The organism is Chitinophaga oryziterrae (genome assembly GCF_009758125.1).
Lineage (GTDB): Bacteria > Bacteroidota > Bacteroidia > Chitinophagales > Chitinophagaceae > Chitinophaga > Chitinophaga oryziterrae.
Genome location: NZ_WRXO01000005.1, coordinates 1 through 19325, shown reverse-complemented (window position 1 = coordinate 19325; position 19325 = coordinate 1). Strand labels below are relative to the sequence as shown.

The window sequence follows — 19325 nt, the reverse complement described above, 5'->3', positions numbered from 1 at the left end:
TTGTTTAAATATTAAAAGAGCTACAATATTATGTATTACTTGATAGTAAAGGATTAGAGGCCTGACTTCCGATTTTCATCATAACTAGCAATAAATGTCCGGACCCTTTTCAGCGTGGTTAATATTTGATCTTGTGCTGGTAGATTCCCATCCCAGATTAATCCTTGGAGATTAGCCCTATAGCCAGGTGCTACTTCTGCCCATGTAGATTCCAGATCAGCGAATAAAGGTGAAGAAGATAAAGGTTTTCCTTTCCAGTCCCCTGTCATAGTTTCATTAACATTGTCGTCCTCTAATGCTTTCGTCAAAATCTCAAAATCGCTTTTATTCATCAAATCATCTTTAAGATCTGGATGTTGACAAAGCTTGTGAATATCATAAAAGTGCCGTGCCTTCTCTACCAGTTTTGTAATTCCATCATATGAAAGTCGGTTTAAGGATAATATCTTTTCAAAAAGTGTTCTACGCAATGATAATACCTTCAAATTAAATGGATTCAGTTCGTATTCGAGAGTCGTATCCTGGTAACCTTCCGCATTTAGATATTGCCCTATGTAAGTTTGGATTGATCTTATTTCATGAGGTACGGGATTCGTCAGGCAATTAATTTCAACCAGGATGTAATCTTTTACAACTCCAAAATCGTTCTCTTCAAGAAAACGCACATAACCATAAACCGTAGACCTGTTCCTTCCAAACTTTTTCTCCTGCACATGACCAGGTTGATAAGTCATTCCCTTCGTAATAGAACTTTCTACAGACTTAATAAGTTTGCTAAGTTGATTTCCACTATAATCACCAGGAGAAAGAATAGCCAGATCTATATCCTCCGAAAACCTTTGAATGCATTGATATGCTTTAGATAATGAGGTGCCTCCTTTGAAGATTACTTTATCTGCAAATTCGGATGCCGCAAGTTGCTTTAACACATAAACAATCCAATAGTCCTTTTCCACAAAAACAGGACGAAGATTTAAGGACTGAGCAGTAGCTTCAACAGCATCCCTAAAAGCATCAGGTGACTTATGCAAGATCATACGATATTCCACTTTTGTTTAGTGCCAAGCACCTTATCAGAAATGCCAATCTTAAATTTAGTGAGTGGATTCAATGAGGAGAGTAAAGTATCAGTTTTGATGATTGGACGATAATAGTTAAGCACTGCTCCTAGTAAGGCCCTGGTAGCTGGGTTATAGTCCCGACTTAGGTTAATCATTGTTTTGATATCCTTATCTGATAGCTCAGCTATCTTTGAGCCCAGTATCTTTACTGACTGATCAATGGGTGCATCAGGAATGGATTTAATATCTCTGAACGCATCCAACAACTGTAGTAAGGGAACATATTCCTTTTTTATTTTTACCGTACGTTTTGTATATCTGATGTTATAGCCAACCAATTTTTTGTTGGGCTGTACAACATTTTGAGCAATTAGTAAATCGTTTGATATCTGAGATGTCAATCCCATTTGGTTATAAAGGGCTGTCCCTGTAAGATAGCCAGTTTGTGTCTTTTTATTGGAAGTTAAAGCATTAATCAACTCTTCTTCCTTTGGTCTCAATTGACCAAATCGGGTCTCTGTCGGTTTATAATATTTCCCTTTACTCACCCTGGCTAATTCGCCGTTCTTATACATCCTGCTTAACGTTTTGGTAAGTGCCTGTTCCTTATCCGGACTTAAAGAGAAAAAAGAATAATCAAAGATTTTTCCGGGAGGGATTTTATCAATGACTTTTTTCACACTTTGAGATACCATAACTGTTTTCATGATATTCAAATATACTAAATAAAGAGTATTCTGTCAAGTTTTCAGTAGTATAAACCTGACAAAAGGAAGGTGATAATGATCTTGTAATATTCAATATAACACAGCTAATCGCACAATAAAATCAATGTTAATCTATGATTTACAGCGATTTTTAGTAAACAAGGTGGAGAATTATCGAATTTTTTGAGGGATTTCTAGCAAATTTGCAAGGAACTGGATTTTTACAACAGGTGTTTTGATAAGAGGTATTATTAGACTAACCAAACAATTGGCTCCGCCACAGTATGTCAGATTCTAAGGAGTAACATGTCCGGTATAAGCTTTGCAAGTTGTTCAGAAACTTCCCTTTTTCTGAGAAGAATACTCGGGTGAAATGAATTATTTCTGCTTTCTTCTAATTCTTGCGGAGTAGGAATTGGACAAGAAGTAAGGTCAAATGTTTCATCATAAACCAAGGAATCTATTTTGACAGAATGCCTCGCACTTTACATACAGACAATGAGAAACTGTTCTTACCCGGAGGCTAATGATTAAGATAGGATATACTAGTGCGGAATTTTTGTAAAAGATGGACTTTGGATAAAAAAAATAAGCCTGTAAGTAACTGACTTACAGGCTTGTGGTGTGAGGCGGGATCGAACCGCCGACACAAGGATTTTCAGTCCTAACCAATCTGGTTTCATATGGTGCGATATGATCGTATATGATTGATTATCAATTATTAATCGTGTTGCATTCATTCAGAAAAAACCGGGTTAATGCGGGATTTGTTGTACCTATGTTGTACCCAAAACATTCAGGTACAACATGGCCACAGTCAAAATTGTTCTTCGCAAGAAGCTCAGTAAGGACGGCACATTGCCGCTCTGCTTGCGCATTACCAAAGATCGTAAAACAAGTTTCATCCATCTTGGCTACGCCGTAAAAATAGAGGATTGGGACGAAGGAAAACAGCGTGTCAAAAAATCACACGCCAATTCCGCGCGTCTGAATAACTTACTTCTGAAAAAATTGGCCGAGGCGACGGATGGTGCATTGGAAATTGAATCCAAGAAAACCCATGTCAGCGCGAAGGCCGTCCGTAACAAGATCAAACCGAGTACGGGCGCAACCTTCTTCCCTCAGGCCGACGATTTTTTGAATGGTCTGAAACAGGGTGGTAAATACAATCAGTACACCGCCGACAAACCACGAATTGGACATTTCCGGGATTTCTTGAAAGGTGAGGATATTGCCTTCTCGGATATTACGGTCGGCTTGCTGGAAAAGTTTAAGGTCTATCTGAAGTCCTGCCACACCCTGCCCCGTAAAACCAAAACCTCTACGGATCAGCGCAAGCGTCCCAGCATTGCCAAGCCTAAAAAACCGATGGGTGAACGCACGATCATGAACCACCTGGTCGTGATCCGGTCGGTGTTCGCCCATGCCCGCAAAAACCATGTCATCACCAAGGATCAATCCCCTTTTGGCGAAGACGGGATCAAGATTAAGTTTCCCGATACGAAGAAAGTTGGGGTTTCCCCGGAAGATGTGGAATGTATCGAAAACACCGAGTTGCCCAATCCTACACACGATCATGCCCGCAAATTATGGTTGTTCTCTTTCTATTTTGCCGGAATGCGGGTGTCGGATGTGCTACGCTTACGCTGGTCGGACTTTCAAAATTACCGTCTGCATTATTCCATGGGAAAGAATGACAAGGGCGGCTCGTTGAAAATCCCGGATAAGGCCGTCGCCATCCTGAAACATTACGAGCAGTTCAAAGGAAATGGCGACGATCTTATCTTCCCGGAATTAAGGGGCATTGATCTTGCCGACGAGTTTAACACGCAACGGACGATTGCCTTTAAGACGAGCGCTCTTGATAAAATCCTCCGTAACCATGTCGCACCCGCCGCAGAGATAACCTCAAAACTGACGATGCATATTTCCCGGCACACGTTCGCCGGAATGGCCGGAGATACGATCCCAATACAAATGCTGCAAAAGCTCTACAGGCATAGCAAGGTTGAAACAACCATCGGATATCAACAAAACTTCATCCATCAGGCGGCAGACGATGCACTGGATGCGGTTATCAACAAGAAAACTAAACCGAGAGAACAACCGGAACCGGAATAAACCATTGTTTGAAACCCCGCCGGGATGGGAAGGGGAATGGCGCGGCGGCAGCGCCTTCCCGGTTTAAATTTTCTTACGACATCATAAAACAAAAAGGGCTGCATCATCGATGCAGCCCTGCAACCCTGTCCTCATTGCAAGCCTCAGTCGGGTTGGTTTGGTTGGTCGTTTTTATAGCTGTAGGTTTTCAATTGTATTATCATTTCCTGTTGGGAAAATAATGTCCTACCGCCCACATAATGCGGCCTTGCAGTTCTTCGCTAAGATCATCGGGCGGTTCCGTGAATTGCATCACCTCGTCTTTTCGCGCCAACATATAATGTTTTCCATTCACTGTTACGCGAAGCCGACCGCCTTGCTCGACGCGAATAACGACGTGCACATTCCCGAATTTCAACGACAAACTTCGCATGGTATCGACCTGTTTTAAACGGTACGTTTGATCCGCGTTTTGTCTCTGCCGAAGCGCCAGTGTAAGCCGATCTGAAGGCTGTTTTGTTTGGATTTATCGTAGTCATAGGGTGCCGCACCGAGCGGGTGTTCGTTCTCGTTCCATACCGACGTAAAGCCCATTTTGTAGCGGATATGCAGCCCGATACCTGGGCGACCAAGCGTGTACTCCGCGCCGATAATCCCTGCGAAAGACAGCGTTTGAAAATCCTCCGTATTGTTCTTTGGGAACACGAGGTCTTGAAACGCGCCCGTGCCTTTCTTATCGGATAACGGCAGGAAGGCGATCTCAGGGCCGACGAGAACGCCTAAGCCGACGTAACGGTATTTGAACAGGAGAGGAACGGCAACGGATATGTTCGTCCACTCAAGCCCTGCCATGTCGTCATTGCTGTTGAGGATGATCGTTTGCACCGCTACGGCCAGTTCGGGCTGCAACGCAAAGCGTTTGCCTTTCTTGATCTCCGCGAAAAATCCCATTTCAACGCCTGACGATTGATCGACCTTGAAATCATAATCGCGGTTGGAATTTCGGGCGATAAACGGGATGTTCTTGCTCATGTTGCCGCTGTTGTAGCGGATGATGTTTATACCGAAATTGGTTTGGGCGTGTGCGTAATGGCTTATAAGGACGATAGATAGACCAGCGCTAAGTTTGACAATCTTTCGTCTCCATGTATGGGGTACAATTCTAATCTTCATATTATTTGTTTTGGTGATTTAATGTCTTAGCAGAACCGTTAAAATCAATACGACGATGCCCACGGCTTGCAAAATTTCGGCAATAATCAAGACGACGAACAGAGGGGTCAGTCTCTTGTCATCTTTGGTTAGTTTGATGATCGTATAATTGGGATCAAGTGCTTTCATTTGAGGTTCGTTTAGCTGCATTAATCAAGGGGTTGCCGTTATCGGCTGTAAAGCCTCGATCCGAAGAAGAAGGTTATGAACCGTGGTGATGTGCCAGCGGCGGCGCTCTCCCCTGAATGGCAGAACGTTTCTTCGGTTCAGTTCATGCATGATGGCCCGAACGGAACCGAATTTCTGTCGCTTCAGTTCCGTGATGATAGGCATCATTTCAACGACGAACGTTTCGACGGCTAATCTGTTCTTTCGGTTAAGCTCATGGCAGCTCGTACCCAAGACCACCCCGCGCCGTTTCGCCGCTGCCAGTGCCGCTTTCGTCCGCTCGCTGATCTTCGTTCGTTCGTCCTGAGCAATCGCAGCTTTGATATAGATAACCAGTTCGGAATCGTTGGGGCTGTCCACCGTTATGAAAGGGACTTTGTTTTCCATCAACGTGGCGATAAATACGACGTTCCTTGCCAAACGGTCTAATGTTGCGATGAGCAATGTCGCTCCCAAAGATTTGCACAAGGCAATGCCTTCATTCACGACGGGACGAGTTTTGTCCCATCCGCTTTCAATCTCGATCAGTTCTTTAATGATTATCATGCCGTTACGTTCGGCATAGTGACGTACGCGCTCTTGCTGCGCCTCAATGCCCAAGCCGCTTTTACCCTGCTTTCCCGTGGAAACGCGGTAATACGCAATTGCTAGTGTCATAGGTAGTTAGCAGCCTTTTCCGTATGTCGTCGAACCAAGAACTAACTTTGTACGGAAGACGTAAAAAATCGATCTGTTTCGCTTCCGTAGGTGGATTGATTTACAACGGTTTTCGTAACCATTTATCCCTGCAAGACACCGCCTTTTCGTATGTTCCCGAACCTTGGTTCGGAAACGAACAAAAAAAATTCAATAGCTATAGTTTTCCATTGTTTGAAACCCCGCCGGGATGGGGTTCGGGGAATGGCGCGGCGGCAGCGCCTTCCCCGTGTAAGACTGATATTTCCTCTGAAAACTATTGTGAAATGAAATAAAAAACCGAAGTTTAGAGAGGTTATGGGTACTTACCGTTTTTCCAACCGATAAGTTTCCGCAAATAATTTAATCTTCAAAACATATAAGAATGATCGTATCAACAAGAAGGATACCTCTATATGACTACACTGCTGGTAGCGGTAAAGAAAAGAGAGCATTTATTGATATTGCAAACGAGAATAAGGGAGGTGAGTCAACATGGGAAGACGGTTCAAGTATTCGGAAAACGGTAATTGATGTTGAAAGCGGAAAATTTGATCTTCCCTCAAGTCACGAATTGCCTACCAGCGATATTTCTCAAATGGTTCAAGAAGGTGCTAATGATGACGTTTTTACAAGGGATGAATGTATTGCTATGATAGATGCGTTAACAGCATCAATGCAAAGAATACCTTAATAATAATCAAGTTATCCCCAAATAGTACGAAGATGAACGAAGAATTCGAACCACACCCCGACTATATAAAAGGTTTCAATGAAGGTTATATACTGATAAAGCACATGCCCGAGCTTTCGGACAAGCTGCCCGCCTCTATGGGGAATTCGGAACGCGGCCAGGGATTTCAGGCCGGGAAAAATCAATATATCCTGGAACGGGAAAAACAACTTCCTTCCTGGTTGAAAAGTGACCGCCTTTCTTCTTTGGATAAAGAGGATCAGGAACGGGGAAAAGATAAAAACGATCTCGATAAGGAATAACTATTCGTCTTTATCCAGGTCGCCACCTTTATCCGGCTCAACATCCTCTTTTCCATGCGGCGGATCACTTCGTTGTTCCCGCTTTGTATATTTGAACAGGGAGCTTTTCAATTCCGCGAATTTTTCTTGCCGTTCTTCCGTCGTCAACTCCTGCGGCAGTTGCTTTTCAAAATCGGCCTCTTTTCTTATTTGAACCGTCTGCAAAATTCCCTGGAGGGCTTCTTCCCGTTTTTCCGCCGGAGTTAATAAGCGCTTCCTTTCCTGAAAGGTGCGATTGCCTAAATTCTGGCCGTCGATTTGTTTCAGATAGAGTTCTTCATACTGCTTGTTGTCCGCCTCACGCTTACGCCACAATTCGATGATGTCGTCCCAATGTTTGCCGTCGAGGTCTTGCATTGCCTCCAATAATTCCGGCGGCATTTCAATGCTCATATATTATTGATTTTTTCATGTGAATTCGATAGACTAACTCAATAAATTTACCGAATTGGAGCGACATGCAGCACCCAGAACTTCCACAAAAATTCCTTGATATGCTTTATGATGTACTGGACGAAAAATTCCACGAAGAAGTCTATCAGATGTATTTGAAAGGCGAAAAGGAAGCGCAGGAATACAAGGAATATTACTACACGGAATTGTGGAAAGACCTAAACCACGTCACCGGAGGGCTGGCATGATACTCATCTACGCCACTCCTGAAATTGACGCTTTCATGAACCGCTCCGAGAACTTGCCGGAATTCGCCGCCCAGGCGCAGGAACACATACGGAGCATTCACCGCAAATACGCCCCCTCCAACAGCTACGCTCCGAAAACCTTCGATCACCTGAAAGAACTGGAAGTGCGCAAGGTGTTCGCGGCGAAAGCCGAGAGAGAAGCACGGATCGCCAGCGTCTCGGCGAAAGATACCGTTCAATGGGGCGATATTTCAGCTTAAAGCCGTAAAATTAGCTATTAACCACTTTCTTGTTGATCCTGTGATATAGAATATGTTAATCACCCCTTCCTATCTGTAGGAGACGGTCATGTCACTAAAACAATTCTTTGATGAAAATCTGAAATCATCTGAAACGGTGCAACAGGAAGATGCTTTTGAGAAGTATCTTAAAACACATGGGACAGAAAGAGCACAAGGCTATCTTGATGCTCTTGAAGACGTAACAGAAAAACTTAATAAGTGGCATCTTCAGGGACATAATGAACATGACGCTTATAAAATAATTTTTAGAAATTTCTCATTGATTGATGCTGCTAAAAAATTGATTTCTAAAGCGTTCCCTAATAAAAAATCTGACCTCAAACCTTAAATATGCAGTGAAAAATTGATATATTGGCTATCCAATATATCAACATGGACATTCCGGCTAAGGTTTATAAGAAGTTTTTTGAGCTTTTTAGAGACAAGCTCTATGAACGGGAACTTTCCCCGCTTGCAAATCAAAATGAATCGCTAGGAAAAATTTGGAAACAACCACTCATAGATGAAAAAGGGCGTTCTACCGAAGTCCCTTTTATAACAGCACATTTTTCAGTAAAGCCACTTTATTTCTATGAGAAGTACAGAGTTGCGGTAAACAACCCCGAGGACGATGTTCCATTCGTAACCTTCGCCTTTGTCCGTGCCTATGAATATCTCGAAAATATTCCCGAAGAAAAGCAATATCAAGGTAAGCGGGAACAATGGGAAGATCATGCCGATGCGCTGCTACAAGAGTTTGCTAAAAAACCCATGCTACAACATGGTGAATTGGACGATCTAGATAGTGACTATTTGATAGATGGCCCTTTCACATTTTCGGAATTCGAGGAAGAAAGATTTCCCACTGGAAAAATAAAAAAAATGATGGTGGATTTTTACTCGGCAATATCCGATGAAAGATATTATGAGGCGTGGAAATTGCTCTCTCCTGGTTTTCAAAAGGAAAGCTTTTGGGATGGAGATTTTGAAAGATTTAAAAATGGATTTTTCAATGTCGCCAGTATTGATATACTATTTATTTCAAACTTTACGTATGAAACGGATACTATTAAATTTGAATTTAACTTCCGTGAAAAAGGTAAGCTACTCGATTTCAGAAAAATTATTGAAAAAGCGGATTTAGGCAATGGCAGCTCAGAAGTTTCCCCATATCTAAGTTGGATATTCAATTTTGATGAATTGGTTTCGGAATATCTACGGAAAAATATCAGTGTTCTGGACAAAGAACCATCAAGAAATTTCCCTCGATTAGATGCAACTTGGAAAAACAAGATAATGCATACCCTCACTGAATTAATTGCGCTAACAAAGGACCAAGAAAACTTAGAACAAAACTTGAACGAAGTTAATGATTTGAAGCAAGTGAACTTTTTGGACATGGACTTCAAAGACCTCAGCAATCATGATCTTCAAAAATCCTTCTTAATGGCTTCACCACATCAATATTACGAGAATATATGGGAAGAGATTAAAGAAGATGGAATTGCTTACAAAGTTGTTTTCTCTGGTAATGCTCACTGTGTTTTATTAGATGACGGTTGGTACATTGATGACATCCACTTGATTTGCAATGTTGAGAAATAACTGCTCAGGCAAAATATAACCTTACGGTCATTTCCGAAATTTCTGCTCATTTCTGCTCCAAAATCGAAATTTCTCTTGGCTCCAAATTGAACCATATCAAACCATATTTGCATTAGAAAATTGCTTCAAACTTCATTATTCACTTCTAATGCTTAAGGCTATGTCACTCAACAAACCAGACCGCGAAAAGGTCATCAAAGCTGCCGAGGAGGCAAACAAACCGATCAAGATTTCCGCAAGCGGCGGTCACGTATTGGTGGATACCATCAAATACACTGACGCGCCCAACGCGATTAACCGGATCAAAAAAGGGTAATAAGTAATAGGGCCGTATCGCGCGGTGCGGCCCACCCTTTTCCTTCTCTCTTACTTTAATTCCTTTTTTTATGATACACGATCTTGATACGCCCCTGTTCCAGGTGGCGGATGGGAAAGGCATGTCGCCCTGGACGATCCGCAACGCCGTCGAAGGCACGGCAATATTTGGGGGCATAGGCTCGGGCAAAACGTCCGGCTCGGGTTGCACCATCGCACGCAAACTCTTGGAAAAAAATTTTGGCGGCCTTGTCCTGACGGCAAAGCCGGATGAAAAAGATATGTGGGTGCGGTATTGCCAAGAGGCCGGACGCCTGGATGATCTTATCATCGTCGAACCGGGCGGGCAGCACGCATTTAATTTTCTTGAATATGAATCTGCCCAACGGCACGGGGGTATATCGCTCACGGAAAACATCGTGCAAGTCCTCAAAACCGTGATCGCTGCCGGGGTAGAAAAAAGCAACGGCAAAAGCGATGATCCGTTTTGGGAAGATGCACTCAATATGCTGATCTTCAATTCCATCGACTTGTCCTTACTGGCCTATGGGAAAGTATCAGTGCAAGACCTGTACGACATCGTTGTAACGGCTCCGAAGAAAGAACCGCGCCCGGAAGATAAAGGCAAACCCACCGCGTTTAAGGTGGCTTTCGCTGCCGCACGGGATCGCGTGGATGCCCAGGTCGAACAATTTTTGAAAACGCTTACACCGGAAGAACAAAGCCGCTTGCATCGTGACGCCGCCTTGTTCGAAGCGACGATCCTTGAAAAAATCCCCGATGCCCGCACGCTGCAATTCGTGGATCAGTTCTTCGTCGAGAGCTACCGCAACCTTAGCGAAAAAACCCGTTCGATCATTGAGTTCTCTTTCTCTGGCTTTCTGTTTCGCCTGTTGAAAGAGCCTGTGCATTCCTTGTTCTGCCGGCGACCATCTACGTTAAGCCCGGATGATTGCCGCAAAGGAAAAATCGTTCTCCTGAATTTCCCTGTAAAGCAGTACTACAAGGTAGGACGCGACATCCAGGTCATGATGAAATTTATATTCCAGAGGGCATGGGAAAGTCGCAGCTTACGGGAGGATGATCATTATGTTTTCCTGTGGGCGGACGAAGCCCAACACTTTCTTCATGAGCACGACCAAGAATTCTCCGCGACAGCACGCAGTGCGGGCATTGCGACCGTGTACTTATCGCAGAATTTGCCAAACTATCACGCCAATATGGGAGGGGGAGCAAAATCCGAATACCGCGTCAAAGGGTTTCTGGGGACGTTATCGACGAAAATCTTCCACGCCAACGCTGATATAGAAACAAATTCATATGCGTCCGACCTGATCGGTCAGGGTTACGTTGAAGATAAATCCCGCACGGTCGGCATGGCCGGACAGTATCAAAGCTCTCAAGGTACATCCATCAAGCTCGAAAAGCTGGTCAGGCCGGAAGAATTCGTAGGCTTATGTACAGGAGGGCCGCAGAACGGCAAGCGTGTCTCCTGCTTTATCCACCGCCAGGGCAACAAGTTCCACAACGGATTCAACTTTATCGAAGCCTTCTTCCCACAAGATTAAACAACCAAAATCAACACATATGCAACGCAATCTGTATTTCCGCACGCTCTACAAGCGTCAAAACAAGGTGAAAGAGTTCATTCTCACCTTATTCCTTTCCCTGTCCTCTTATCCACGGCTGGTGCTGGAAGTATTCCTGCGTAAGAACATGGGCGAACGTTATTTCTCCACCGCCGCTGCTGTCATGATTACGGTGATCCTGGCACTCTATCCGGTGATGGGGGATCTGTTCACCGCCATGCTACCTCGCGCCCTTCGTGGAATTATGGGCGGCTACGGTAAGCAGGCATCCCATTTCTGGGCGCATTATACGACCTGGTATCTGTTCCTGGCTGCCTTCGTGTATTTCAGCTTCCAGCGTTGGAAAGAGGTAAAGCGCAATCCGTCCGTATTCGACTTTGGTCGCTTTAGCTTAACGCCCGGCGATATTTATCCAGGCTTTTACGATCTGCGCTTGTTTGGTGTCACCCCGAATACCCGGGCCATTGAAACCGTGTATGAACCGATGGCCGCTTTTCTGTTGGGATTGTTCCTCTATACAATCGGCCAAAATGTCGGTGGCCTCTTGATGTTGTGTGGGATCATCTACGCTCTGAGCTATTCGGCAGCCTATCAAAAGGGAGATCACTTCGTCATGGACACTATCGACGAACAGATCGTAAACGAGGAAATGGAGAACGCCTTTATCGGCGGTTCCGATTCCTCCCAATCAAGAGGGGTACGTTTCTATGCTCGCAAACCGACCCATGAGGAATTACGACGCAAGGTGGCAGAAGGATTTTTCGAGCGCTCCCTGATGGGATTGCGGAGGTGATTTGATGCCTTTGCTTGTGCAAAGGGGAGACGTCTGATGGTTTTCGTTTAACGGTCATTACACGCTCTCCTTGCACAGCTTCGGGGAAATTCTCCGCACTGCTCTCATGTTTATTCTTCATGCCGTTTTTCAGATTAATGCCTTCTGCACCGATAAGGCAGTTTATAACTTTTCCTCATGATACGGATGGTACAAAGCACTGCTCCCGATCAAGCGAAAGCCTACTTTGCCGATAGCCTTTCCCAAGCCGACTATTTTATCAACGACCAGGAACTGGCGGGACGCTTCGCCGGCAAATTGGCAGCAAGAATCGGGTTAAACGAAAAAGTCTCGAAAGAGGCTTTCTTTGCGATGTGCGAAAACAAAAACCCGATCACGGGAAAAAATCTCACGCCTTACACGAAGGAAAACCGACGCGTCGGATACGACATCAATTTTCACTGCCCGAAATCACTCTCGGTGATCCATGCGCTTTCCAAAGACGATCATATCCTGGAAGCGTTTGAAGCCAGCGTCGCGGAGACGATGCACGACATTGAGGCTGATGTTCAGGGGCGCGTTCGTAAAGATGGCATATACCAAGATCGTCAAACGGGCGAACTCGCCTGGGCGTCGTTCACCCATCTTACGGCGCGGCCTGTAGACGGCCCGCCCGATCCGCATTTGCACGCTCATTGCTTCGTGTTCAACGCCACGTGGGACGATGTGGAGAAACAATTCAAAGCAGGACAGTTCGGCCAGATCAAAACAGACATGCCCTATTATCAAAGCCGCTTCCATAAACGCCTGTCGGATAAATTGATTGATTTGGGATACGGCATCCGTCGCACGGAAAAGGCATTCGAGATTGAAGGTTGCCCCCAAAAGGTCATCGACCTGTTTTCGAAGCGGACAGACCACATAGGGCGTATCGCCAAAGAAAAAGGTATCACCGATCCCGAAAAACTTTCGGAACTCGGCGCGCGCACCCGCGCCAAAAAGCAAAAAGGTCTGTCGATGGCCGAGCTTAAAGAAGCATGGCGCAGCCAGATCGCGGAACTTGGCAAAGATGAAACCGAAGGTGAACAGCCGATCCGTTATGCCCCTGACCGGACGGCGCTAAAGACCTCGCCGGATCGCTGCGTGAACTTCGCCGTCGATCATGCCTTCGAGCGTGCGTCGGTGATGGCCGAACGGCGGATATTGGAAACGGCCTACCGTCAATCGTTAGGTGATGTTTCGGTAACGCTGGATGCTGTCACGGAGAACTTCAACGCTGACGGGCGGATCATCCGCATTCAGGATAGAGGCCGCAATGTTGCCACCACCTGCGAGGTATTGGCCGAAGAAAAACATATGGTCGATCTTGCCCGTAAAGGACAAGGCAAGCTCCTTCCGCTTTATCGGGATGTGCCGGAACTTACGAGCGAAGGGCAACAAGCCGCCGCCATTACGCATATGCTGACGACGACGGATCGCCTCACGCTGGTGCGCGGTGCTGCAGGTGCGGGTAAGACCACGATGCTGAAAGAAGCCGTCGCCCTGATGGAAAAAGCAGGGAAACATGTTACGATGGTGGCGCCGAGTGCTTCGGCCTCCCGCGATAATTTAAGGAAAGAAGGTTTCTTGAACGCGGAGACGGTGGATAAGCTGCTTCTCTCTCCTGACATGCAAGCGCAGCTTAAGGGGCAAGTCCTTATCTGCGACGAAGCGGGTTTATTGGGAACGAAAAAAGCAACGGCGCTGCTGGCACTCGCGGAAAAACACGATTGTCGCGTTATTTATGTAGGTGACACTCGCCAGCACAATAGCACCGAGCGCGGCGACGCGTTGCGTATCCTGAATACGGTCGGCAGCATCAAAACGGCAGAAATAAGCAAAATATACAGGCAACGAAATATCCATTACCGCGCTGCTGTGGAGGATTTATCCAAAGGCGACGTTAAAACCGCCTTTGAAAAACTGGACGGGATTGAGTTTATTAAAACCGTCGATCCTATGAATCCGCACGCAAGATTGACAGATGATTACGTCGCCGCCTTGAAAAAAGGTAAAACCGCCCTGGTCGTATCGCCTACGCATAAACAGGGCGACGAAGTGACGGAAGCCATACGGGAAAAACTACGTAAGGCGGGGATGATCGGTAAAAAAGAAATCAAAGCCGCGCGGCTCGTCAATCTAAATCTGACGGAAGCGGAAAAATCCGATTGGCGGAATTTCCGGGAAGGTCAGCTCGTCCAGTTCAACCAGCATGTGAAAGGCGCGAAGCGCGGTAGCACCTGGGCGGTTGTTTCAGCAGAAGAAAACAAAGTGACGGTGAGAAACTCGCAAGGGCAATCCCTCACCATGCCGCACGACAAAGCAAAAGCATTCGATCTTTTCAATAAAACCGAGATCGGTCTATCCAAAGGGGATAAAGTGCGTGTGACACATCTAAAGTTTGATGAACAGAATCGGCGCATGGACAACGGCCTGTTGCTGGATGTGGTATCCGTGAGCAAAAACGGCGGTATTGTCCTGCGTAATCCCGTCGGTAAATCCACCTATCTATTAGATAAGGAGTTCGGCCATCTGGCGCACGCCCATGTCGTGACGTCGCATTATTCACAAGGCAAGACCGTACAAGAAATATTCATTTCGCAGCCAGCGGCGACCTTCCCCGCGACGGATGCCAAACAATTCTATGTTTCCGTCTCTCGTGGCCGGGATGCCGCGCATATCTACACGGACGACAAAGAAGCCCTACTCGATCACGCCTCCCGCCTCGGAGATAGACAATCGGCGTTAGAGCTTGTCGGCGGTCATGATAAGCACCTTGAACACGTTCTGCAACACCAGCGCCAACGTGACGTAAAAACCGCCGTCACCAAAAAACCGAAGGAAACAATTTCAATCAACTACACCATAGACCGCGATTATGAGCCAGGGCTTTAAATTGAAATTCGATCAGATGCGCGAGGGCAATCCGACGAACCGAGAAACGGGCAATCCCGTTTCCGGTGAAGGATCGGACTCACCCGACGAGAGCTATTCCGGTTACAGTAATGTGCGGAATGTGTGTTTTGCATGGCCGGAAGGAAGAAAGCTATTCTTGAATTATGCGTATCTGGTTTCCTGCGATTTTACTCCTGATGAAAACACTATCGCCCTCACCTGGACGACACATACGGTCACACTCAAAGGTTTTTCCCTGCATATCCTGTTCGATGAATTGATGCTGCACCTTCCCCGACAGATCGTTTGCACCGATCCGCGCTACAACGCCAACGCCGAAAAGGGAAAGCCCATCGTGAATGAAATTCACATTACGGCCAATGCATAAATAAAAAAAACGCCCCGGATCACGGGGCGTTTTCATTTGATTAAGTTTTTAAAATAGACTTAGTTGAGAGTATCTCATCGGTTCAATAACGAAACGTTGGAGCATTTCTTCATCTTCGACAAGGTGACCATGCCACCAGTGGGCGGACTTATAAACTTCAAGAGAAAACTTAGCGTTGAAACTCGGATCGTTTTCAATGCCAAAGCCCATTTCATCTTTGATGGTCAGAAGTTCCTTCAAGTCAACTGATCCGTATGCAATAAATCCGTCAAACTCTATGTACAAACCATAGCCGACATTAGGGTCTTGCGGATCAATGTCTGTTAGAAGCCAACTAAATGCGTGTCCAGGCATCGTGAGCTTTGCAACCGGATGTAAATCCCAGCGCTTGATTTTATTCGAGCCGTTTTGCAATAGCTGTTGGTATTGAGTGTTGGTGAAAAGGTGTTTCATCGGTATTTCCTTTCGTTAGGTGTTGGCGGTTACGGGAAGAAAAACCGCCGAAAGGGAAGCGACCGTCCGGCAAGAATTTTGCTGCGCGAGGAATCCCCGTAGGGGTGGGGAAAATTCTTGTTGGAAGCAAGGGAGCGCTTTCGGCATTCTTCCCGTGCCGAACCGTCAATGACCGGATGAAAGGGAAAATCAAGGATACAAAGCATAAAAAAACAGCGCCCAGGACGGGCGCTGTTTTGCGGATAGCACGTTAGTTTGGCTCCATATCGGTAATATTGTCAATCTTACGATCAAGCCAGGGCGGTTGAAGATCAAACCCGCTAATATCGGCGGCATTTAAAATGTATTCCACGTCTTCGTCATGCAGATCGTCGGGAGTGTTTTCTTCAATTAGGTCTGACAAGAACCCTTCTTCGCCGCCATAAGGCAAAGTGTGGAATATCTCTAATTTTTCACCGTTCATCATGGCGACTTCGTAGTCATCATTTACGAGAAACACATAGCCGCTATTCATGTTCATGGCAGGTCGCACGTTATCGAAGCTGAATTCTTCCGGTAGGCCGTTTTCAACCCAAGCCGTTAGAATGTCTTTCAGCATACGGATTTCTCGAAAGCCGAATTTTCCTAAGTTTTCGGTGTAATAGTCGGTCATGTTTGGTTCTCTTTCTGTAGGTGTTAATGGTTACAGGGAGAAAAACCGCCGAAGGGTCGTGACCGTCCGGCAAGAATTTTGGGCGGGCGGGGAGTCTCCGCAGGAGACGGCGAAAATTCTTGTTGGAAGCAAGGGAGCGCCTTTCGGCATTCTCCTTGGTGCCAAAACCATCAAGACCTATAGAGAAAGGAATTCCGCCCGATCAAAGCCGTCGAATGCGACTTAACGCGGGTCAAACAAGCCAAGTTCTTTCATGTGCCACGGACTAACGCCGAGATACGGTGCGTACACGCGGTTCATCGGCATATGTAGGAGCCGGTCTTCCGTTTTGAAAAAATTATCGAGGGATTGCGTTGCGGCTTTACCTGTTTCGCAGTTATCCATCCAGGTATGGACGACCCTATAACCGTAGCCTTTTATATACGGCGTAGCTCTGGGTAGATTGGCCATGCTGTTTAGAACGATAGCATCGTCCTTGAACATTCGCCCGTTCTCCAACCGTATCAGCGCCGCCATGAAATCCGCATCGTCTTTGAAGATGTGAATCCCGTCGGGCTTGACTTGCGTGCCGCGAATAAAGGTGATGTAACACTTGCCGATAAATCCTTTGCGGAACGGATTGCTGTAAGACCATCCCCCGACCTCGTTGCGAAACCCCAAAGCATAAAAGATTTGTTTCGTTCCCTTCTGGCAAACACGAATCTCCTTCATGTAGGATTGAGCGACGCTAAGCGGAATGCCCTGGTTTTCTAGATGACCAATCAGGACGGGATTGCAGATCGGCTTGATCCCATCAACAAATTGAGCCTTTTCTTCCGACGTGGCACGGATCGATTCGATGACGGGCGTGATCTTTGGCGCAAGCGCGGTCATGATGGTGATCCAACGCACGGCGTCTGCTTCCGCCGAGCCTTCGCCACGCTCTGCGAGATATTTACGGACGTAGGGAATACTTTCGCCTTTTATGGCGTTTTTCGGGTGTTTTTGTTTCAGACCTAAGATATTCAGGATAACAGATAGCGGAACACGCTTCGCCTGTTCGATATTCATTGCGAACTCCTAATAGGAAATTGTAATGGGGACGATATTGAGCAGCAGGGAAAGAGAGGTTCTGTAAAACTTCTCTTTCCCCTTTTTTATTTCAGGTTTTCTTCGAAAACGTTATCTAAGGCTGATTTACGATACAAAACGATGCGCTTCCCCATTTTCAGGGGTTTCAGGTCGTAGCGTTTCGTACAATCTCACACGGCTAATGTGCCGGGCGATTTCCTTAGATATTTTGCTGCTTCTTTGCGGGTAAGTAATGGGTCATCATCTTTTCATTGCGCCATGCGCACTCCTTAGAAATAAGATTGAGGAAATTAGTAAGGAGAGATTGCGGCCTCTCTTGTGGGAGGCGCGTTGTACGGCAAAACATAATCATTATGCAACATAAAAGTGTGTGGTTAATAACAATTAATATTGACATGGTAAGTTGTGCCTACCGCGTGATTTTATTGATCGTGCATATTTTCAGCGATGATATTTTTAGCGTTGAAAGATCATTTGCAAGAATTGGATTGTAAGCGAGATGCGTTGCGTAAGAATCGGTAAAATCGTTTCATCGTTTCGTTTGTTCGATCTTGTTGACCGCTTGGATCGTCGTCACTGAGTCCGTCGGAAAATTCCGTTATCAGTACTCCCGGAGTTACGGACACAAAAAAAGAGGCAACCGAAATTGCCTCTTTTGATTCGCTCGGCTATTGAGCAAAGCTCTCTGGTTTGTTATACTGTCATTATCCTGCATTTAATGGGTGTGGGGGACTAAATGGGGGAACCGATTACCCTCCAAAACAAAATAATCGCACGATTTCAGATACAAAGAGGGAAAAATGGCGTTCTGCCCGAGGAGCCAATCTTATCATTACCGAACATTAGCAAACTTTATTTGTCATGAAAAAATCCAGTTTTTTCATGTAGCTAGTTCCGTTTCTGGTATTTCTACCTTATCCGACGCAAACCCACATAAACGAAAAGTGGGGGAACAAATGGGGGAACAAAACCACGTTCCCGATTTTGGTTCCCCCACCTTTTGTGTTTGCGCCCCTCCAATATGCGAGAAGGTGTGAAATGGCTCTGTCCGATATGCAATGCCGAACATCAAAACCCAAAGCAAAAAAATACAAGCTCTTTGACGGTGAAGGTCTTTACTTAGAAATCATGCCTACAGGGGCGCGGTACTGGCGGCTCAAATACCGCCGGGATGGCACCGAGAAACGTTTTGCAATTGGGGTATATCCCGCCGTTACTCTGCAAGCCGCCAGAATTGAACGCTCCCGCCTAAAAGAAGAAATCAAAGCGGGAATTGACCCAGTTCTTGCAAAGCAAGAGCGTGTCTTGCTGGCATCTATCCAAGCCGTTCAGACACTCGAAGCCGTAGCTAGGGAGTGGCATGGGAAAAATGCTCCGGCATGGGATGAGGGCTATGCGCAAACAGTCCTGCACCGATTGGAAAAATATGCTTTCCCGGATTTAGGATTTTTCCCGCTACCTATGATTAAGCCGATGATGGTTCTGCATTGTCTCCAAAAGATTGAAGAGACCGCGCCGGAAATGGCCCGTCGGATATTGTGTCTAGAACGGAGGCCATTGGGCCATCGATTTCGGTGATACTGGGCCACCCGTTTCGGGAATCATTGGGCCAAAATTAAACGATCTATTTCGGAGGTCATTGGGCCAAATTGCACAACCGTAAAAC

Annotated in this window: 22 protein-coding genes; 13 read left to right on the top strand and 9 right to left on the bottom strand. The window is 45.9% G+C overall.

Annotated elements, in window-relative coordinates:
* Nucleotides 1-53: 53 nt before the first annotated feature.
* Together GO495_RS17700 and GO495_RS17695 are read right to left on the bottom strand one after the other, a co-directional pair.
* The gene (locus GO495_RS17700; protein WP_157301064.1) at nucleotides 54-1037 is read right to left on the bottom strand and encodes a nucleotidyl transferase AbiEii/AbiGii toxin family protein; all 984 of its coding nucleotides are present in this window, start codon (nucleotides 1035-1037) and stop codon (nucleotides 54-56) included.
* On the bottom strand, nucleotides 1034-1768 hold the full coding sequence (locus tag GO495_RS17695; protein WP_157301063.1) for a DUF6088 family protein: 735 nt from the start codon (nucleotides 1766-1768) through the stop codon (nucleotides 1034-1036). Before GO495_RS17695 ends, GO495_RS17700 begins: the two co-directional genes overlap by 4 nt.
* Before the next feature lie 807 nt (nucleotides 1769-2575).
* Between GO495_RS17695 and GO495_RS17690 the strand changes: the two genes are divergently transcribed.
* On the top strand, nucleotides 2576-3889 hold the full coding sequence (locus GO495_RS17690; RefSeq protein ID WP_157301062.1) for a site-specific integrase: 1314 nt from the start codon (nucleotides 2576-2578) through the stop codon (nucleotides 3887-3889).
* A gap of 426 nt (nucleotides 3890-4315) precedes the next feature.
* Here GO495_RS17690 and GO495_RS17685 read toward each other — a convergent pair whose 3' ends face one another.
* The 3 genes from GO495_RS17685 to GO495_RS17675 are packed head-to-tail and all read right to left on the bottom strand — an operon-like array spanning nucleotide 4316 to nucleotide 5905.
* Nucleotides 4316-5041, bottom strand: a complete 726-nt coding sequence (locus tag GO495_RS17685) for an outer membrane beta-barrel protein (RefSeq protein WP_157301061.1) — start codon at nucleotides 5039-5041, stop codon at nucleotides 4316-4318.
* A gap of 18 nt (nucleotides 5042-5059) precedes the next feature.
* Nucleotides 5060-5209: a hypothetical protein gene (locus GO495_RS17680; protein WP_157301060.1), complete on the bottom strand. Its 150-nt coding sequence runs from the start codon at nucleotides 5207-5209 to the stop codon at nucleotides 5060-5062.
* Between the two features lie 24 nt (nucleotides 5210-5233).
* On the bottom strand, nucleotides 5234-5905 hold the full coding sequence (locus tag GO495_RS17675) for a recombinase family protein (RefSeq protein WP_157301059.1): 672 nt from the start codon (nucleotides 5903-5905) through the stop codon (nucleotides 5234-5236).
* Nucleotides 5906-6308: 403 nt separating this feature from the next.
* On the opposite strand from GO495_RS17675, the gene GO495_RS17670 reads away from it, so the two are divergent.
* Nucleotides 6309-6617, top strand: coding sequence for a hypothetical protein (locus GO495_RS17670; protein WP_157301058.1), 309 nt, complete (start codon nucleotides 6309-6311; stop codon nucleotides 6615-6617).
* 32 nt (nucleotides 6618-6649) lie between these two features.
* Nucleotides 6650-6919 carry a hypothetical protein gene (locus tag GO495_RS17665; RefSeq protein ID WP_157301057.1) on the top strand — a complete coding sequence of 90 codons (270 nt, stop codon included), beginning with the start codon at nucleotides 6650-6652 and terminating at the stop codon, nucleotides 6917-6919.
* On the opposite strand, the gene GO495_RS17660 is transcribed toward GO495_RS17665, so the two are convergent.
* On the bottom strand, nucleotides 6920-7351 hold the full coding sequence (locus GO495_RS17660) for a hypothetical protein (protein ID WP_157301056.1): 432 nt from the start codon (nucleotides 7349-7351) through the stop codon (nucleotides 6920-6922).
* 65 nt (nucleotides 7352-7416) lie between these two features.
* Between GO495_RS17660 and GO495_RS17655 the strand changes: the two genes are divergently transcribed.
* From GO495_RS17655 to GO495_RS17615, 9 genes are all read left to right on the top strand, one after another.
* A complete protein-coding gene (locus tag GO495_RS17655; protein WP_157301055.1) occupies nucleotides 7417-7599 on the top strand; it encodes a hypothetical protein in 183 nt (60 codons plus the stop codon).
* The gene (locus tag GO495_RS17650) at nucleotides 7596-7859 is read left to right on the top strand and encodes a hypothetical protein (protein WP_157301054.1); all 264 of its coding nucleotides are present in this window, start codon (nucleotides 7596-7598) and stop codon (nucleotides 7857-7859) included. Before GO495_RS17655 ends, GO495_RS17650 begins: the two co-directional genes overlap by 4 nt.
* Nucleotides 7860-7947: 88 nt before the next feature.
* Nucleotides 7948-8229 (top strand): hypothetical protein, encoded by a 282-nt coding sequence (locus GO495_RS17645; protein ID WP_157301053.1) that lies wholly within the window; start codon nucleotides 7948-7950, stop codon nucleotides 8227-8229.
* A gap of 44 nt (nucleotides 8230-8273) precedes the next feature.
* Nucleotides 8274-9485, top strand: a complete 1212-nt coding sequence (locus GO495_RS17640) for a hypothetical protein (RefSeq protein WP_157301052.1) — start codon at nucleotides 8274-8276, stop codon at nucleotides 9483-9485.
* A 160-nt stretch (nucleotides 9486-9645) separates the two neighbouring features.
* The gene (locus GO495_RS17635) at nucleotides 9646-9801 is read left to right on the top strand and encodes a hypothetical protein (RefSeq protein WP_157301051.1); all 156 of its coding nucleotides are present in this window, start codon (nucleotides 9646-9648) and stop codon (nucleotides 9799-9801) included.
* A gap of 70 nt (nucleotides 9802-9871) precedes the next feature.
* Complete coding sequence (locus GO495_RS17630; protein ID WP_157301050.1) at nucleotides 9872-11368, top strand: type IV secretory system conjugative DNA transfer family protein; 1497 nt, start codon at nucleotides 9872-9874, stop codon at nucleotides 11366-11368.
* Nucleotides 11369-11387: 19 nt separating this feature from the next.
* The gene (locus tag GO495_RS17625; RefSeq protein ID WP_157301049.1) at nucleotides 11388-12182 is read left to right on the top strand and encodes a hypothetical protein; all 795 of its coding nucleotides are present in this window, start codon (nucleotides 11388-11390) and stop codon (nucleotides 12180-12182) included.
* A gap of 177 nt (nucleotides 12183-12359) precedes the next feature.
* Entirely contained in the window at nucleotides 12360-15095 is a 2736-nt protein-coding gene (gene mobF, locus GO495_RS17620; RefSeq protein ID WP_157301048.1) for a MobF family relaxase, read from the top strand.
* Nucleotides 15079-15483 carry a hypothetical protein gene (locus GO495_RS17615; RefSeq protein WP_157301047.1) on the top strand — a complete coding sequence of 135 codons (405 nt, stop codon included), beginning with the start codon at nucleotides 15079-15081 and terminating at the stop codon, nucleotides 15481-15483. The genes mobF and GO495_RS17615 overlap by 17 nt, the downstream gene beginning before the upstream one ends.
* A 48-nt stretch (nucleotides 15484-15531) precedes the next feature.
* Here the strand turns inward: GO495_RS17615 and GO495_RS17610 are convergent, their stop codons facing one another.
* The 3 genes from GO495_RS17610 to GO495_RS17600 form a co-directional block, all read right to left on the bottom strand.
* The gene (locus tag GO495_RS17610) at nucleotides 15532-15936 is read right to left on the bottom strand and encodes a DUF2958 domain-containing protein (RefSeq protein WP_157301046.1); all 405 of its coding nucleotides are present in this window, start codon (nucleotides 15934-15936) and stop codon (nucleotides 15532-15534) included.
* 250 nt (nucleotides 15937-16186) lie between these two features.
* Entirely contained in the window at nucleotides 16187-16588 is a 402-nt protein-coding gene (locus GO495_RS17605) for a hypothetical protein (RefSeq protein ID WP_157301045.1), read from the bottom strand.
* Nucleotides 16589-16810: 222 nt separating this feature from the next.
* A complete protein-coding gene (locus GO495_RS17600; RefSeq protein WP_157301044.1) occupies nucleotides 16811-17638 on the bottom strand; it encodes a hypothetical protein in 828 nt (275 codons plus the stop codon).
* Nucleotides 17639-18697: 1059 nt separating this feature from the next.
* On the opposite strand from GO495_RS17600, the gene GO495_RS17595 reads away from it, so the two are divergent.
* Nucleotides 18698-19237, top strand: a complete 540-nt coding sequence (locus tag GO495_RS17595; protein ID WP_157301043.1) for a tyrosine-type recombinase/integrase — start codon at nucleotides 18698-18700, stop codon at nucleotides 19235-19237.
* Nucleotides 19238-19325: the final 88 nt, after the last annotated feature.

Coding starts and splice junctions, on each gene's coding strand:
- GO495_RS17700 (WP_157301064.1), bottom strand. CDS start 1,037: ATGATCTTGCATAAGTCACCTGATGCTTTTAGGGATGCTGTTGAAGCT.
- GO495_RS17695 (WP_157301063.1), bottom strand. CDS start 1,768: ATGAAAACAGTTATGGTATCTCAAAGTGTGAAAAAAGTCATTGATAAA.
- GO495_RS17690 (WP_157301062.1), top strand. CDS start 2,576: ATGGCCACAGTCAAAATTGTTCTTCGCAAGAAGCTCAGTAAGGACGGC.
- GO495_RS17685 (WP_157301061.1), bottom strand. CDS start 5,041: ATGAAGATTAGAATTGTACCCCATACATGGAGACGAAAGATTGTCAAA.
- GO495_RS17680 (WP_157301060.1), bottom strand. CDS start 5,209: ATGAAAGCACTTGATCCCAATTATACGATCATCAAACTAACCAAAGAT.
- GO495_RS17675 (WP_157301059.1), bottom strand. CDS start 5,905: ATGACACTAGCAATTGCGTATTACCGCGTTTCCACGGGAAAGCAGGGT.
- GO495_RS17670 (WP_157301058.1), top strand. CDS start 6,309: ATGATCGTATCAACAAGAAGGATACCTCTATATGACTACACTGCTGGT.
- GO495_RS17665 (WP_157301057.1), top strand. CDS start 6,650: ATGAACGAAGAATTCGAACCACACCCCGACTATATAAAAGGTTTCAAT.
- GO495_RS17660 (WP_157301056.1), bottom strand. CDS start 7,351: ATGAGCATTGAAATGCCGCCGGAATTATTGGAGGCAATGCAAGACCTC.
- GO495_RS17655 (WP_157301055.1), top strand. CDS start 7,417: ATGCAGCACCCAGAACTTCCACAAAAATTCCTTGATATGCTTTATGAT.
- GO495_RS17650 (WP_157301054.1), top strand. CDS start 7,596: ATGATACTCATCTACGCCACTCCTGAAATTGACGCTTTCATGAACCGC.
- GO495_RS17645 (WP_157301053.1), top strand. CDS start 7,948: ATGTCACTAAAACAATTCTTTGATGAAAATCTGAAATCATCTGAAACG.
- GO495_RS17640 (WP_157301052.1), top strand. CDS start 8,274: ATGGACATTCCGGCTAAGGTTTATAAGAAGTTTTTTGAGCTTTTTAGA.
- GO495_RS17635 (WP_157301051.1), top strand. CDS start 9,646: ATGTCACTCAACAAACCAGACCGCGAAAAGGTCATCAAAGCTGCCGAG.
- GO495_RS17630 (WP_157301050.1), top strand. CDS start 9,872: ATGATACACGATCTTGATACGCCCCTGTTCCAGGTGGCGGATGGGAAA.
- GO495_RS17625 (WP_157301049.1), top strand. CDS start 11,388: ATGCAACGCAATCTGTATTTCCGCACGCTCTACAAGCGTCAAAACAAG.
- mobF (WP_157301048.1), top strand. CDS start 12,360: ATGATACGGATGGTACAAAGCACTGCTCCCGATCAAGCGAAAGCCTAC.
- GO495_RS17615 (WP_157301047.1), top strand. CDS start 15,079: ATGAGCCAGGGCTTTAAATTGAAATTCGATCAGATGCGCGAGGGCAAT.
- GO495_RS17610 (WP_157301046.1), bottom strand. CDS start 15,936: ATGAAACACCTTTTCACCAACACTCAATACCAACAGCTATTGCAAAAC.
- GO495_RS17605 (WP_157301045.1), bottom strand. CDS start 16,588: ATGACCGACTATTACACCGAAAACTTAGGAAAATTCGGCTTTCGAGAA.
- GO495_RS17600 (WP_157301044.1), bottom strand. CDS start 17,638: ATGAATATCGAACAGGCGAAGCGTGTTCCGCTATCTGTTATCCTGAAT.
- GO495_RS17595 (WP_157301043.1), top strand. CDS start 18,698: ATGGCTCTGTCCGATATGCAATGCCGAACATCAAAACCCAAAGCAAAA.